This window comes from Aedoeadaptatus acetigenes (genome assembly GCF_025566985.1).
In the GTDB taxonomy this organism is placed as follows: domain Bacteria; phylum Bacillota; class Clostridia; order Tissierellales; family Peptoniphilaceae; genus Aedoeadaptatus; species Aedoeadaptatus acetigenes.
In genome coordinates this window covers 41,973-56,766 of record NZ_JAOQJD010000008.1, presented here as the reverse complement: position 1 = coordinate 56,766, position 14,794 = coordinate 41,973, and the positions used below count along the sequence as shown (strand labels likewise).

The 14,794-nt window shown below is 48.8% G+C and carries 15 protein-coding genes; 8 read left to right on the top strand and 7 right to left on the bottom strand.

Annotation, left to right across the window (positions count from 1 at the left end; all coding sequences use genetic code 11):
* Positions 1 to 4: 4 nt before the first annotated feature.
* From OCV31_RS05655 to OCV31_RS05645, 3 genes are read left to right on the top strand one after another with little or no spacing between them, the layout of a single operon-like run.
* The gene (locus OCV31_RS05655) at positions 5 to 883 is read left to right on the top strand and encodes a radical SAM protein (RefSeq protein ID WP_148473324.1); all 879 of its coding nucleotides are present in this window, start codon (positions 5 to 7) and stop codon (positions 881 to 883) included.
* Complete coding sequence (locus OCV31_RS05650) at positions 883 to 2,226, top strand: aminotransferase class I/II-fold pyridoxal phosphate-dependent enzyme (protein ID WP_148473322.1); 1,344 nt, start codon at positions 883 to 885, stop codon at positions 2,224 to 2,226. Before OCV31_RS05655 ends, OCV31_RS05650 begins: the two co-directional genes overlap by 1 nt.
* On the top strand, positions 2,223 to 2,528 hold the full coding sequence (locus tag OCV31_RS05645) for a hypothetical protein (protein ID WP_148473320.1): 306 nt from the start codon (positions 2,223 to 2,225) through the stop codon (positions 2,526 to 2,528). Before OCV31_RS05650 ends, OCV31_RS05645 begins: the two co-directional genes overlap by 4 nt.
* A 206-nt stretch (positions 2,529 to 2,734) precedes the next feature.
* Here OCV31_RS05645 and OCV31_RS05640 read toward each other — a convergent pair whose 3' ends face one another.
* The 7 genes from OCV31_RS05640 to murI form a co-directional block, all read right to left on the bottom strand.
* Entirely contained in the window at positions 2,735 to 3,781 is a 1,047-nt protein-coding gene (locus tag OCV31_RS05640) for a DUF4179 domain-containing protein (RefSeq protein WP_148473318.1), read from the bottom strand.
* Positions 3,778 to 4,293 carry a sigma-70 family RNA polymerase sigma factor gene (locus OCV31_RS05635; RefSeq protein WP_148473316.1) on the bottom strand — a complete coding sequence of 172 codons (516 nt, stop codon included), beginning with the start codon at positions 4,291 to 4,293 and terminating at the stop codon, positions 3,778 to 3,780. Before OCV31_RS05635 ends, OCV31_RS05640 begins: the two co-directional genes overlap by 4 nt.
* A 283-nt stretch (positions 4,294 to 4,576) precedes the next feature.
* On the bottom strand, positions 4,577 to 6,946 hold the full coding sequence (locus OCV31_RS05630; RefSeq protein WP_148473314.1) for a homocysteine S-methyltransferase family protein: 2,370 nt from the start codon (positions 6,944 to 6,946) through the stop codon (positions 4,577 to 4,579).
* Positions 6,943 to 7,569 (bottom strand): hypothetical protein, encoded by a 627-nt coding sequence (locus OCV31_RS05625; protein WP_148473312.1) that lies wholly within the window; start codon positions 7,567 to 7,569, stop codon positions 6,943 to 6,945. The genes OCV31_RS05630 and OCV31_RS05625 overlap by 4 nt, the downstream gene beginning before the upstream one ends.
* On the bottom strand, positions 7,562 to 8,425 hold the full coding sequence (locus OCV31_RS05620) for a methylenetetrahydrofolate reductase (RefSeq protein ID WP_148473310.1): 864 nt from the start codon (positions 8,423 to 8,425) through the stop codon (positions 7,562 to 7,564). The genes OCV31_RS05625 and OCV31_RS05620 overlap by 8 nt, the downstream gene beginning before the upstream one ends.
* Before the next feature lie 106 nt (positions 8,426 to 8,531).
* Complete coding sequence (locus OCV31_RS05615) at positions 8,532 to 9,614, bottom strand: bifunctional glycosyltransferase family 2/GtrA family protein (protein WP_148473308.1); 1,083 nt, start codon at positions 9,612 to 9,614, stop codon at positions 8,532 to 8,534.
* The gene (gene murI, locus OCV31_RS05610) at positions 9,607 to 10,401 is read right to left on the bottom strand and encodes a glutamate racemase (protein ID WP_148473306.1); all 795 of its coding nucleotides are present in this window, start codon (positions 10,399 to 10,401) and stop codon (positions 9,607 to 9,609) included. The genes OCV31_RS05615 and murI overlap by 8 nt, the downstream gene beginning before the upstream one ends.
* Positions 10,402 to 10,738: 337 nt before the next feature.
* Between murI and OCV31_RS05605 the strand changes: the two genes are divergently transcribed.
* The 5 genes from OCV31_RS05605 (at position 10,739) to OCV31_RS05585 (ending at position 14,776) form a co-directional block, all read left to right on the top strand.
* Entirely contained in the window at positions 10,739 to 10,915 is a 177-nt protein-coding gene (locus OCV31_RS05605) for a hypothetical protein (protein ID WP_267303826.1), read from the top strand.
* Positions 10,916 to 11,025: 110 nt separating this feature from the next.
* Positions 11,026 to 11,616, top strand: coding sequence for an MptD family putative ECF transporter S component (locus OCV31_RS05600; protein ID WP_081944185.1), 591 nt, complete (start codon positions 11,026 to 11,028; stop codon positions 11,614 to 11,616).
* 6 nt (positions 11,617 to 11,622) lie between these two features.
* Positions 11,623 to 12,351 carry an energy-coupling factor transporter transmembrane component T gene (locus tag OCV31_RS05595; RefSeq protein WP_148473303.1) on the top strand — a complete coding sequence of 243 codons (729 nt, stop codon included), beginning with the start codon at positions 11,623 to 11,625 and terminating at the stop codon, positions 12,349 to 12,351.
* Positions 12,348 to 13,823 carry an ABC transporter ATP-binding protein gene (locus OCV31_RS05590; RefSeq protein ID WP_148473301.1) on the top strand — a complete coding sequence of 492 codons (1,476 nt, stop codon included), beginning with the start codon at positions 12,348 to 12,350 and terminating at the stop codon, positions 13,821 to 13,823. Before OCV31_RS05595 ends, OCV31_RS05590 begins: the two co-directional genes overlap by 4 nt.
* Positions 13,814 to 14,776, top strand: a complete 963-nt coding sequence (locus OCV31_RS05585) for a helix-turn-helix domain-containing protein (RefSeq protein WP_148473299.1) — start codon at positions 13,814 to 13,816, stop codon at positions 14,774 to 14,776. Before OCV31_RS05590 ends, OCV31_RS05585 begins: the two co-directional genes overlap by 10 nt.
* Positions 14,777 to 14,794: the final 18 nt, after the last annotated feature.

The window sequence follows — 14,794 nt, the reverse complement described above, 5'->3', positions numbered from 1 at the left end:
TATTATGCACTACACAGGACAGACATTTCGCCCGCCGAGAGAGGCATACAGCCCCCTATTGGAAGTGACGGTGGGCTGTTCCCATAACGAATGCACCTACTGTGCCATGTATAAGGACGTGAGTTTCAGAAAGGCGCCGAAGGAGCAGGTAATTGCGGATCTTCAAGAGCTTTCGCCTTATGCCGATCGCCTGGACCGCATCTTTCTCTTAAACGGCGATCCCTTTATTTTGGACACGGACTACCTTCTGGAAATCGCCGATTGGATTTACGAGTACCTGCCCAATATCGAGACCATTACCTGCTACGCGTCGATTTTCGACATCAAAAACAAAACTGTGGAAGATTTGAAGCGGCTGAGAAAGGCCGGGTACAATCAATTGTACATCGGCATCGAAACGGCCCACGATCCCACATTAAAGCGCATTAAAAAAGGTTGCACCCAGGAAGACGAGTACCGCGAACTGGCCAAGTTGGAAGAAGCGGGCATCGACTGGATCTGCATGGTCATGTCCGGCATCGCCGGCAAGGAAGACAGCTTTGCCCACGCCGAGGAAACGGCGGCGCTTTTAAACAAGCATCGGCCCTTGAGTGTCTCGCCCCTGACTACCTCGGTCCACGCGGGCACGGAGCTTGCGGAAGAAGTGGCGCGAGGGGATTTCGTGCCTCTGACGGAAGGGGACATTCTTCTCGAGGAAATCCACCTTTTAGAACATTTGGACCTCAACCCGCGAGCACTGTTTTTCGGCGTTCACGCCTACAATACGGCGCCGGTCATCGGCCGCTTCTCGGAAAAAGAAGAGATGCTGAGAAAGCTTCGGGCGGTCTACGACAGCATGACGGAAGAACAGAAAAACGCGCGGTTGCAACGCTACGGTTATTAATGAAAAGGCCTTTGTATGAAGCTGTAAAAGGCCTTCGCGGCGGGGCGAATTTCGCCATGCCGGGGCACAGGGGCCGGGTGGCTTTTGATTTTAATTTTAAGGACGATTGGACGGAGGTCACCGGGGCGGACAATCTTTTAAATCCCACGGAGGCCATTGCCGAGGCTCAGGCGGAAATCGCCGCGGCTTACGGCGTGAAGAAAAGCGTCATCGTCCCCGCGGGATCCACCACGGGAATCAAGCTGGCCCTTTATCTCGCGTTAAAGCCCGGGGAGAAGATTTTAATTCAGCGCAATTCCCACCAGTCCCTCTTTCACGGGGCGGTGACCTTGGATCTTCACCTTTCTTATTTGCCGGCAAATGTGGACGAGTCCACGGGTCTGTTTTCCGGCGTGGATCCCGCAGATGTGGAGAGGGCCCTGGACGAAGACCCGTCCATTGCCGCCGTGTTTTTGACGAGCCCCGATTACTTCGGCGGCGGTCTGAAGCTGAAAGAAATCGCAGACATCGTCCATGCCCGGAACAAGATCCTCATCGTGGACGAGGCCCACGGCTCCCACTGGGCCTTTACGCCCTTAGCGGATTTCAGCGCCGTCAATTTCGCCGACTACACGGTGCAGTCCCTGCACAAGACCATGGCGGCCCTGACCGGGGCGGCGCTTCTGCACATAAATGGGCACGTGGACGAGAAGAAGCTTTTAAAGGGCATGGGCCTCTTTCTCTCCACCTCACCTTCTTATTTGCTTATGTTGTCTTCGGAATACGCCGTGGCGGCGGGGAAGGATTTGGATTGGGAGAAGCTCCTACGCCATCGGGCGCGGATTGAGAGAAACCTGCCGCAGCTCACCGTCGTAAAGGCGCGGGGGCCTTTTATGGCCTGCGAGGATCCCATGAAATTTCTCTTTCATCTGCCCGGATACCGCGGCGACGACGTGGTGTCTCTCTTGGCGGAGGAAGGTGTTTACCTGGAAATGGGCGACGGGTATTACGCCCTGGCGATTTTGTCTCCCTATCACGAGGACGAGGATGTGGACCGATTGATTCGCGCCATTCACTCCCTTCCGAAAAAAGAAGAGGGAAGCGGCTTCGAAAAGGGTATATATCCCGAAACGGAGGCGGTCTTTCGGCCCAGGGAAGCTTTTTTTACGGAGACGGAAATCGTATCCACTGACGAGGCGAAAGGCCGCGTGGCGGCACAAAACATCACGCCCTATCCGCCGGGCATTCCCGTCGTAATCTATGGCGAGCGGATCACGGAGGAAGTGATTCAGGCGATTAAAGGGAGAAAAGACATCCCGGGCTTTGAAGGCGGAAAAATCACGGTCATTAAGGAGGCATTATGAAGTATTATCTCATCGAAGGCAAGTTCAAGACCTTCAGCTTTTCACTGTACGACGACGAAAACAAGGATTTGAAGGCGGAATTCGACGCTTTTATTCAGGCGGGCATGGACCGAGGGGATTTCCTCATGTTCGGCGATAAGGCCCATGGCCTTCTCGGCTTTGCAAGGGGCGGCCATTTAGACGACGTGCTTTCGGAATTTGAAAGCGACCCGCTGACTTTGGCTGATGTGGTGGAATACCGCATCGTCGAAATCGAAGATGCCGTGATCAGCAAGCATCCGGAGAAATTCTTAGAAGAATAAACAAGCAAAAAGCGAGCGCGCAGGCTCGCTTTGGACGCAAGACAAGCGATCAACATCATTAGGTGTTTATCTTCTTATGTGCGTTCCTGTATGAAAAATGCCGAAGTCCAAAGGGGCTTCGGCATTTTCATATAAAAAGGCTCTTGATCGCTGATGTGATTTATTCTATATTTTCAAGGACGTCAATCTTACGGAAAAAGTGCGATTCATTTGCTTGCAGACAAATCAAAGATAAATTCGTCGCCTATCGCTTCCTCCTTATTGGATTCTTTCCCGCTACGGTTGGGAAGTTCCGCTTTATATAATTGACACTTCAATGATGTGATGTCGTTTAACAATTCGTCGGCGGTGACTTCGCTGGTAACCGGCGAGAAGTAGAGAGTCGCCGTGTTTTCATCTGCTTCGAGCGTTTCGAAATGAACTAAGCGACCTATGGAATCTCTCGCCTTTACCGAAAAAATACTGTCCTTTGCCGATGATGGATAGGTGAGAATCATTTTTTGTGAAGCCGGGCTCATGGCAAATTCTTTAATCATAATTCTGTTTGAATTCGGCACGGCAAAATCATTTGAGATGATCCTTTTATCCATTTTCATCTTCGCCATATCCACATTGGTAGCAATGGAAATTTTTTTGCTGTTGCCTAAAAGCGTGTCAAAGATAAACTCCAGCTGTGCCGTGCCTTCCTTCGGTAGGGGACTTTCCAAGCAATACTTTAAAGAGGTGGCGGTTACATTGGGCTTGCCCGGCAAATTTCCTTGCTGGCCGCTTGAGCCGAGGACGCCGACTCTTTTACCGTTTACTTTAAGTTCCGTTAAGTTGGCACCCTCCGACAGCTTTTCACCTGGACCATTGAAGCTCAAAAGCACGGCGTAGAGGTTATTGTCCTCTGTCGTGATGGTATCCAAAACATAATTTTTGCCGTCGATTTCGAAGGGTTCATGTAATTTGACGCTATACTTGTCTACATCGGCTGATAGGCCCATTGCGCTCGACAAACTCAGTGTGATGTTGTCCGTGATCTCTCTCGTCTTTGCCAAAACATAGCCGCCAGATGCATAGTTCGTAACGCCAAAGGCCAATAGCAATATGGCCGTGATCGCTCCTGTTTTTCTGACGAAAAGTTGCCTCTTGTTGTTGTGTTTCAATTTCTTCACCACCTTTTTGAGATTTTCTCTTTCAAAATCTTTGAGAGGAACCTCTTCGTATTCTATTTTCATATCGTTCAATCGATCGTAAAGATTATCTTTCATACATTTTCACCTCTCCATCTTTTTAAAAGCTTCCTTGCCCTGCTGACCTTTTGATAGGCATTTTCCGTAGAAATATGTTGTTCCGATGCCGCCTCGCCATAGGAAAGTCCACGAATAAAAATATTTTCAAAGAGTTTTCTATCCTCATCGTTTAAGGCGGATAGAGCTTCTTCTATTTCTAAATTGGAATGGACGTCGGAATCTTTTGACGCGGAATTTTCGTCGAGAAGAATAGCCTCAAATTTACTTTCTCTTCGGAGCAAATCGATGGCTTTGTATTTTGAAACCGCAGCACACCAATTTTTAAAAGAAGACCGCTTCGGATCAAAATAGTCGATATTTTGCCAGATACTTAAAAGAGAATCATTCATCGCCTCATCCCAAAGGCTTGGGTATTTCCAAAGTGTTTTTGAAATAACGCCTTTTAATACTTTTCCATAGACTTCGATCACGACGTATAAAGCGTCTTCATCTCTGTTCTTCAGCCTTTGTATCAATTCTTTATTCTCCATATTTCCTCCTTTCACTAGTATATTCGTGTTGAGAGTCGGCGTTCTGACAATTTTTTTTGAAGGAGCTTCTTATTAAAAAAAGACGAGCCCATCTATTTCGGATTGCAAACAAATCGAAAACGTCCCTTTTTTATGGCGTGGAGTCGACCGGCGGTTTTTAATAGTTTACTACTTAGAGCTTAAAGAGGTTTGAAGACACAAAAAAGGAAGGGTGAATCGGGTGATTCTCCCTTCCTTAGCATCACGCTGAAGCGAGCATCGGCTCGCTTTTTTTGGCCATGATTTACTTTTCGAAGAAGGATTCCGCATAGCGCACGGATGCCATGGCGTCTTTGCAGTAAGCGTGGGCGCCGATTTCTTCAGCGTAGTCTTTCGTTAAGACGGCGCCGCCGACCATGACCTTCGTCTTGGGGGCTTCTTTTTTCAGGAGGCCAATGGTCTCTTCCATAAAGGGCACCGTGGTAGTCATAAGGGCGGAGAGGCCAACCAGGGGAATGTGCTCTTCTTTCACGGCCTCGACGATTTTTTCCGGAGACACGTCTTTTCCAAGATCCAAAATATCGAAGCCGTAATTTTCCAAGAGGGCCTTCACGATATTTTTTCCGATGTCGTGGATATCGCCTTTCACCGTGGCCACGAGTATGCGGCCTTTGTTTTCGGCAACATTGCCCTCTTCATCCATTTTGGCGCGGATCACCGTAAAGGCCGCGGCGGCGGCATCGGCGGCGCGAAGAAGCTGGGGAAGGAAGAGGGTCTTTTCCTCGAAGCCCCGGCCCACTTTGTCCAGGGAGGGCACCAGGTAGCCGTTAATAATATCGATGGGGCTGTGATCGGAAAGAAGGGCCACAGTCATGTCTTTGGCGTCTTTGCTCAGGCCCTTTTCGATGGCGTAGGATAGATCCCGGTCGCCGGTATGGGCTGAGGTTTTTTCTTCTTCCGTAAAGGCGGCGATAAATTCGCTGAAATCCGGATCGCAGCCTAAAAGGGCCATGGAGGATTTGTAGGCCTTTTGCATGAGGGCAGAGGAGGGATTCACGATCCCTCCGCTGAGCCCGGCGGCGAGGCACATGGCATAGAAATTGCTGTTAATGAGCTCCCGATTGGGCAGGCCGAAGGAAATATTGGACACGCCCAAGGTGGAGTGGAGTCCGCGAGCCTTTAGTTGGCGCAAGGTCTCCAGAACGACGACGGCCCCGCCTTTTTGGCTGGAGATGGTCATGGCCAAAGGATCGAAGAGAAAAGCTTCAGGGCCCAGTCCGTAACGTGCGCCTTCTTCGAGGATTTCATCCACGATGGCCATGCGTTTTTCCACGGTTTTCGGAATGCCCTCGTCGTCTAAAAGAAGGGCTACGCACAGGCCGCCGTATTTTTTCGCGATGGGAAAGACGGCGTCCATGGTGGAGCGCTTGCCGCTCACGGAATTCAACAGGGGGCGGCCGTTGTAGATGCGGGCGGCGGCTTCCATGGCTACGGGATTGCTGGTGTCGATGGCCAGAGGCAGGTCGCACACCCCTTGCAGGGCGCGGATCATTTCGGGCAGCACCGCCAATTCATCCAGGCCCGGCACGCCCACGTTCACGTCCAAGACGTGGGCGCCGTCTTCTTCCTCTTCCAGGGCGATGGCCAATACCGCCGAGGTGTGGCGATCCTTCAATGCTTGCCCGAGGTATTTCTTTCCTGTGGGATTGAGCCGCTCGCCGATCATCACCGGCTTTTCGTCGAAATCCACCACGTGGGTGTAGGAGCTTACGGCGGACCGGGGGCGCCCCTTCGGCTCCATGACGTCAATGGCCCGGGTTTTCTCCACGGTTTTTTCGATGTAGGCGGGCAGGGTGCCGCAGCAGCCGCCGAGCACACGCACGCCCATCTCCGCAAATTGAATCATGTAATCGGAAAAGGCATCGGCGTCGATGTCGTAGGTGGTTTTTCCGTCTTTGATACTCGGCAGGCCCGCATTGGGGCTCACGATCAGAGGGATCGTGGCGAGGGAAGCCATTTTTTCCATAAGGGGCAGAGTTTGCACCGGGCCGAAGGAGCAGTTCATGCCCATGGCGTCGGCACCTAAGGCCGTAGTCATTTCCACATAGGCGTCCATGTCGCAGCCCGTTAAGAGGCGCCCGTCTTCCTGAAAGGCAGCGGTGACGAAGACGGGAAGATCCGAATTTTCTTTTGCGGCGAGAAGAGCCGCTTTAATTTCGTAGGTATCGGACATGGTTTCGATGGTAATCAGATCCGCCCCGGCCTCGGCACCGGCCAAGACGATTTCCTTAAAACAATCGTAGGCATCCTCGAAGGCCACATCCCCCAAAGGCGCCAAGATTTTTCCCAAGGGGCCGATGTCCAAAGACACGTAGCCGTGGCCTTCGGCCTTCACGGCAGCCTTCCCGTTGGCCACGGCGGCGGCCACGACCGTTTCCACCGACACGTCGGAATCCGCAAACTTAAAACGGTTGGCGCCGAAGGTATTGGTGAGAATAATGTCCGCGCCGCTTTTTAAATAGGCCCGGTGCATATCCACGATCACCTCGGGGGCGTCGATATTCAGAAGTTCCGGCAGGGCGCCGGCCTTCAATCCCTGTTGCTGCAAGTAGGTGCCGCAGGCGCCGTCGTAGTAGAGGCGGCCGTTTTTCAATGAATCCAATAGCGATGTCATACAATCCTCCGATCCAAACCCATAAGGGCGGTAATGGTTTTTGTCGGGACGAGCATATTGCCTTGTGTTAAGGCGATGTGCATTTTTTTATCCGCCTGCAAGCTGCGTATTAAAGGCCACTGAAATTCCAAGCCGAAATCGGCGAAGCCGGGGGAGAAGCGCGGGTGGGCGATGAAACCTTGTTGCGCCGCTTCTTCCCGCACATGGGCGCAGTAGCCATTGGCGTAGCTTTCCAAATATTCCGCGCAGCAGGCGTCGGTAATAAAAGCGTCGGCCTTGGATGTAATGAGCAGGCGGCTGATCAGTCGGTCCACGGCCGGGCCCAAGGTCATGGCGAAGAGAAGGGCGTATTCGCTGGTCTTCATATTCTTTTGAAGGACGGCGCTCGATGTAGAAAAATCGCCGAAGACGATGGCATCGCCTTTTTTCGTCACCGGGCGAAGGGAAGCCACGTGCCGCAGGGAGATCGCACCCTCGAGGCGCTTTAAATTCCGCTCCACATCGGCGGAAGTGGCGGCATCGGGGGCATTTCCCTCCAGGCGCAGGTAGCGGTATATTTCCCTGCGCCTGAGATCCTCGGGACCGATGGCGGGTACCTCGTGAATAGAGGTCAGATCAAGCATGGAAGAGGCGGCCCAAATCCCGGACGATCCGCTCCGGTATGGCCGGCTTGTTCATGGTGTAGACGTGAATACCGCTGACGCCTGCAGCCACGAGATCCGCCATTTGATTTTCGGCAAAGGTAAGCCCCGCATCGAACATGGCGTCGGGATCATCTTTAAAGCGGTCCACCATGCGCAAGAGGGAATCGGGAAGGGCGGCGTCGCTTAAATCCTTGATGCGGCGCACCTGCCCGGCGCTGGTAATGGGCATAATGCCGGCCAAAATGGGCACGTCGATGCCCATGGCGCGGGCCTTTTCCAAAAAGCGGTAAAAGACCTCATTGTCGAAAAACATCTGCGTGGTCAAAAAGTCCACGCCCATGTCCACTTTTTCCTTTAGGTGGCGCAGCTCTTCATCCATGGAAAGGGCGGGATCGTTGCCTTCGGGGAAGCAGGCGGCGCCGATGGTGAAATCGCCGCGCTCGCGGAAGTAAGCCACCATGTCCTTGGCATAGGGCAAGTATGCGTCTTCGCCCAGCTCCCGGGCGGAGTCGCCGCCTAAAGCCAGAATATTCTTGACCTTGTTTTCCGTGAGCTCGTCGTAAACGGCGGGGAGCTCGGTTTTCGGAATACCGGAGCAGGTCAGGTGTGCGATGGAGGGAATTCCCATCACTTCGCTGACGGCATTTGAAATTTGAATGGTCTGATCCCCGCCGCTGCCGTCGGCCTTAAAGGTCACGGACATAAAGTCGGGCTCGTAGGCCGCCATGCGTGCCGCTGAGGCCATGACGGCTTTTAAAGACATTCGTTGATTCGGGGGAAAGATTTCAAATGAAAGTCGCGTGTGATCGGGTGAGAAAAATTCTTTAATGTGCATAAATTACCTCCAAATGTAATTTTCACATTATAACATAGAAAGCACGTAGCGAATAGATGCCGTGAAATGTGCGTTCCACACTTCACGGCATCTATGGCGACGTGCTTTATTTTTTCTTGGCGAAGATATAAAAATGTTGAACCAGGTAGCTGATGATGAATACGGTAAATTCCACGCAGAGTTTCGCCACCGTGGCCTGAAGGCCCAAGACATTGCCGTAGAAGCTTAAAAGCAAACTGTTGGCGGCAAGAAGAATGGCGACGAGGGCGGCGTACTGCAAAAAGTCTTTAATCAAGGGATCCTTGGATTCAAAGACGTAATTTCGGTTTAAGTAGAAATTTAAATTGGCGCTGATCAGCCTCGCCGCCACATTGGGAATGGCCAGGGCGTAAGCCATGTGCAGGGGGCGGGCGAGGTAATAAAATACATTAAAGAGCAAAAAGTCCAGAGTAAAGCTGATGATGCCGCTCAATGTAAAGAGTACCGCCTCGCCGTTATCCAAGAGGCTGCGAAAGATCCTGGAGGAATCCTTCAGGGCGTTGTAGTGGGAAGTGGAATTTTCCTTGTCCCGGTAGATGGTCTCGATGGGCACCTGCACCAGGGGATAGGGGCTCTTCGCCCAATCCATGAGCTGGCGCATTTCATATTCGTAGCGTTCCCCTTCCATGGAAAGAAGCTGATCCAAATGCTTGGTGCTGAAAGCCCGAAGCCCCGTTTGGGTATCCTCCAAATCCTTAATGCCCGTCAACCGGCCGAAGACTTTTGCCGTGAGGCGATTGCCGATGCGGGAGCGCAGGGGCGTGTTCTCGGGAAAATCCCGCACGCCTAAGACGAGGGCATCGGGATTTTCGTGGGCCGCCTTGAGAATGCGCAAGGTATCCTTCGGGCTGTGCTGGCCGTCGGCATCGGCGGTGACGATAAATTCCACTTGGGGCATGGATAAAATCTTTTCCATGGCATACTTCATGGCATAGCCCTTGCCTCGATTGATTTCATAGGAGAGGAGCGTGACCCCTTCGGGAAGGCGGTCGAACACCGGTCGAAAGGCCTCGCCGCTTCCGTCGTCCACCACCATCACCTGAAGATCCTCGGCCAAGAGAGCCTTAGCGAAGGAAAGCAGGCTTTCGTCGGGCTCGTAGGCGGGGATTAGAACCAAATCCCTATTCAGTTGAAGGCCGCGATCAGTCATTGTCCGCGCCGAGGGAAATAAATTCCACTTTTTGCGGCAGGCGGCTACGTAAAAATGCCGCCGTGTCTTCGCTCAGCTCGCCGGTAAAAGCCATTTTCAATTTTCCCTCTCCCTCCTTTTTAATGTTTCCCTCAAGTTTTCGCATGAGCTGGCGCACCGTAGCGGCGTTGCCGTCTAATATTTCCATGTGCTCGGGAAGAAGCTCGCGAAACAGATCCCGGTACCAAATAAAGTGGGTGCAGCCCAAGACCAAGGCGCCGTATTCCTCGAGAGGATAGGAGGCGAGAATGGTCTCCAGATCGTAGCGAACGGCGTCGGTGTCGAATTCCAAACGCTCGGCGAAATCCACCAAATTCGGCAGAGGCAAAATGTCCACCAGGCGGTCGTCGTCGAATTTTTCGACGAGGCGGCGCAGGCGGGCGCTTTTTCCCGTGCCCTCCGTGGAAAGCACCAAGATCCGCTTGAGGTCCACATCGTGTTCGATGGCGGGCTTCACGGCGGGTTCCATGCCCACAATTGGAATGGTGTATTTCTTCCTCAGGTAATCGGCGGATGTGACCGTGGCCGTGTTGCAGGCGAGGAGCACGGCCTTCGGTGAATAGGGGCGGGTAGCCGCCATCATTTGATCCAAATAGCCCTGAATTTTCTCGGCACCTTTCGGGCCGTAGGGCACGTGGGCCGTGTCCCCGTAATAAATAAAATGCTCCGCCGGCATGGCGCGAACTGCTTCCATGAGTGCCGTGACGCCGCCGAGGCCGGAGTCGAAAATAACAATTGAATCTGACATAGGTCACAACCTTTCTCAATCTATTATAACAGAAGAAAGGCGCCGCTTCCTAAGGCGCATCTATTCTGACACTGTATTTGATACAATTTAACGCTGGTGCGTAAGTCATGTGTTTATCCTCGAAATCCCTTGATTTACAGGGATTTTCTCCTTTCCGCAGAACTTCCTCTGCTGCTTTTCGTGGCAGTTTTTGTATGATTTTTTGCTTTTATATATCTCTTTCCATCATACCTGTTTCCGATTTTCGTACCCTTCGGGAGCAATCGTTAAAAAGTGTCGGGAATCGTTAAAATGAAAAAAGGCGGCCTTAGCGAAGGTCGAAGGAAAGCTCAAAAAGATGCAGGCGACCAAAGCCGATATCAAGTTCTGCCTGAAACAGCTGCAAAAACAAGACAGGCTTCTGCAAGCATTCAATGCACAAAGCTTATGTGCCCTCGTAAATCATATCACGGTATTCAGCAAAGAAGATATCCGCATAACCTTAAGAAATGGCTCAGAAATCAAGGCTCTATAAAATGTCCGAATGGAGCTTTTTATTTTAACCGGGGTTGAATGAAATGCTTTTAAAGAGGTTTAATCAAATGTACTAAGTTAGCTTATTTTAACTCAATGGAGGTTAATTGTATGAAAAAATCATCTGGAATTAAAGCAAAAGATTTGATCACCACAGGTGTTTTTACTGCCATTATGTTTGCTCTTTGCATGGCAGTAGCAATGCTGGGTTACATGCCAATATTTATTCCGCTTTTAGGCATCATCGTGCCGCTTATTGACGGTATTCCGTATGTGTTGTTTGTGAGCAAAACGAAAAAGTTTGGGCTTATAACCATTATGGGATTTTTGCTTGGACTACTAATCGGGGTCATGGGAATGGGTGTATATGCACCCTTCACCGGACTTATCGCGGGCCTTTTAGCGGATTTGTTATTAAAATCCTCGGATTATTCCAGTGCAAAAAAAGTAATTCTCAGCAAAGGTATTTTTTCAATATGGCTGATCGGCAACTATATTCCTATTGTTATTAGCCGTGATGCTTATTATCAAAATTTAGCACAAGGCGGTTACGGAAAGGCCTATGCGGATGCACTTATGAAGCTTATTCCGGACTGGAGTTTGATCCCATTACTTGTAGGCATGTTTATTGCGGGCATCCTTGGTGCTTTGATTGGACGTTCCCTTCTAAAAAAGCAGTTCGAACGCGCCGGGATTGTCTAATTCATCATGCAACCTATTCAAACGCGATCAAAAAAAGAATTTCTTGATCCTCGAACAAAAATACTTCTTGTCTTTACCATCGCTGCAGTCGTTGTGGGAGGAGGACATGGATATTGGCTGGCTCCGATTCGAATACTCCTTATATCTGTTCCCTTTATACTGTTTCTTACTGAAAGCAAGTGGAAATATGCCTCCATATATGCCATTTTATTCATAGCGGCCTATGTAGGGCAGATATATCTTTTGCCGCTCGTTACCGGATTTTTAGGTTTTCTGTTGGTGGCTTTTTGCGGTATTTTTGTTCGCATGATGCCGGGACTTGCCATGGGTACCTATTTGCTCAGCTCAACGAAAATCAGCGAGTTTATGGCAGCAATGGAACGCATGCGTGTTCCTACCCAGATTACGATTCCACTTTCCGTTGTTTTTCGCTTTTTTCCTACCATCTTGGAAGAGTATCACGCTATAACCGATGCAATGAAAATGAGAGGCATCTCTTTAGGTGGTTCAAAACCGTGGAAAACAGTGGAATATCGTCTGGTTCCGCTGATGGTGTCCTGCGTAAAAATCGGTGACGAACTTTCCGCATCTGCTTTAACACGTGGCTTAGGCGCGCCGATTAGGCGCACCAATGTCTGTAAAATTGGATTCCATTTGCAGGATATACTCTTTCTGATGCTTTGCCTGGTTAGCTTGTGTGTACTTATCTTTTATAAGATCGGAGGTTCGTCATGATAGAAATAAGAAATTTTTCTTTTTCCTATACATCCTCTGACCAAAGTACACTTAAAAATATCAATCTGAGAATCCCTGACGGTCAATGCATTCTTTTAACGGGAATGTCCGGATGTGGTAAGACGACCATAATACGAGCTTTAAATGGGCTTATTCCTCATTACTATGAAGGGAAAAGTTTGGGAAGTGTTTCTGTTTTTGGTAAAAATCCACAAACGCTTGCTCTGTATGAACTCGCGCCGATTGTTGGCTGCGTATTTCAAAATCCCCGCAGCCAGTTTTTTAATGTAGATACGGATAGTGAACTGGTTTTTGCCTGTGAAAATTTAGGTATGTCAAAAGAAGAGATTCGATTGCGCTTTAACAAAATCGTATCCTCTTTGCATATTGAGAGATTGATGGGAAAGAGTTTGTTTCATCTTTCTTCCGGAGAAAAACAAAAAATTGCTTGTGCCTCTGTGGCTGTGCTTTCTCCCGATCTTGTTCTTATGGATGAGCCAAGCGCTAATCTTGATTTTTCCGCTATCGCAAATTTGCAAAGGATGATACAATTTTGGAAAGATGAGGGAAAAACAATCGTTATTGCCGAGCATCGCATCCATTATTTAAAAAAATTGGTGGATCGTGTGATATTGCTTGATGCCGGCGAGATGATCGGAGACTATCAAGGCGTTAACTTTTTCGAGTTACCGAGTTCGTTTTATGAAACGCATGGGATACGTATTCCGGACATAAAACAGCTTTCATTTGGAGCTTCCGATACATTTTCGCCAACGAAAGATTTTTTAGAGCTTTACGATGTGAATTTTTCCTACCAAAATACGCAAAGCGTATTGAATATTCCGAAGTTTCAACTTCCTCTGGGAAGGGCAACAGCTCTCATAGGTTCAAACGGTGCCGGTAAGTCCACTTTTGCCAAACTTCTTTGCGGACTGGTGAAAAAAGATAAAAGCAAACTGATCTATAAAAACAAGACTTTTCCACCTAAAAAAAGACGTGATCTGACCTATCTTGTGCAACAGGAAGTGAATCATCAGTTGTTTACAGAAACGGTTATGGAAGAGCTTTTGATTTCTCAGGAAGAAGAAAATCATTCTGCAGCCGAGGCAATGCTCCAAGAACTCCATCTGGATGGCTTTAAAGATGAACATCCCATGTCTCTTTCAGGAGGGCAAAAGCAGCGTGTTGCAGTAGCCTCCGCTCTAATGAGCAATCGAAATGTTTTAATCTTTGATGAGCCGACCAGTGGTCTTGATTTAGAAAACATGCAGCGTTTTGCACAAATTATAAAGAGGATAATTCTTTTAGGAAAAACATGCTTAATTATTACTCATGATCCTGAGTTTATCGCTCTTGCCTGTCAGCATATTGTTGAAATGAAAGATGGGCAGATTAAGGAGCAATATGATTTGAACCAGACGACAGTACAGAAATTGCAGAATTTTTTTAGAGAGGAGGTTTCATGGCAATGAACGCCTTAGGCAATATGGGAGATAATATCAAAATGCAGAAACGAGAAGATGGCAGTTCTATCTTTTTTTTGCATGATGAAACCGGCTCGGGGACGATGACTTGCTACTCCCTTTTCGAAGGCGTCTTTGTACTTTTTAATGACTTTCATCTCAAAACTTGTTACTCAGCTTTCAAGCCACATCAATCGATGTTCACCATTGATTACTGCAAAGAAGGAAGAATAGAAAATAGCATTCATCCGGAAAAGTACACTTATATTAGTGCTGGTGATTTGCAGATGGAAGTACGCACCCATCATCGCGGAGAGTTTTACTTTCCACTTAAACACTATCACGGAATCACAATCAGCATTCTCTTTCCGCAGGGTTCTGAAACGATAAGGACATTATTAAACGGATTTCCGGTTGATGTGGAAAATTTGAAAAACAAATTTTGTAGAACATCAAAAGGCTATGAAACCTTTATTATGCGTTCCAATCCACAAACGAACCATATCTTAGCCGAGATCTATCAAATTCCTGAAAAAGATAGAGTTCCTTATCTGAAAATTAAGGTATTAGAACTTCTTCTTAATTTGGATGGTATGGATATTTCTTTGGCAAAACAACAAAACGACTTTTTAAATTTCGCCCAAGTAACTAAGATCAAATCGTTGGAAAAAAAGTTGACTTCACATCTTGACCGATTTTATACGTTAACTGAATGCTCGAGTTTCATTGATATGCCACTCACATCTATGAAAAAAGCGTTCAAAATTATTTATGGAAAATCGATTTATGCCTATATGAAAGAGTATCGCGTTAATGCAGCGGCTTTGCTCTTACAAGATTCATCGAAGAGCATACTTGAAATTGCGAATGATTTAGGCTACCAAAACCCATCCAAGTTTTCAGCTGCCTTCAAGTCCCTTCGTGGATTAACGCCACGAGACTATAGAAAAACTCTTGTCTGAACGGGGCTGTTTTCCCAT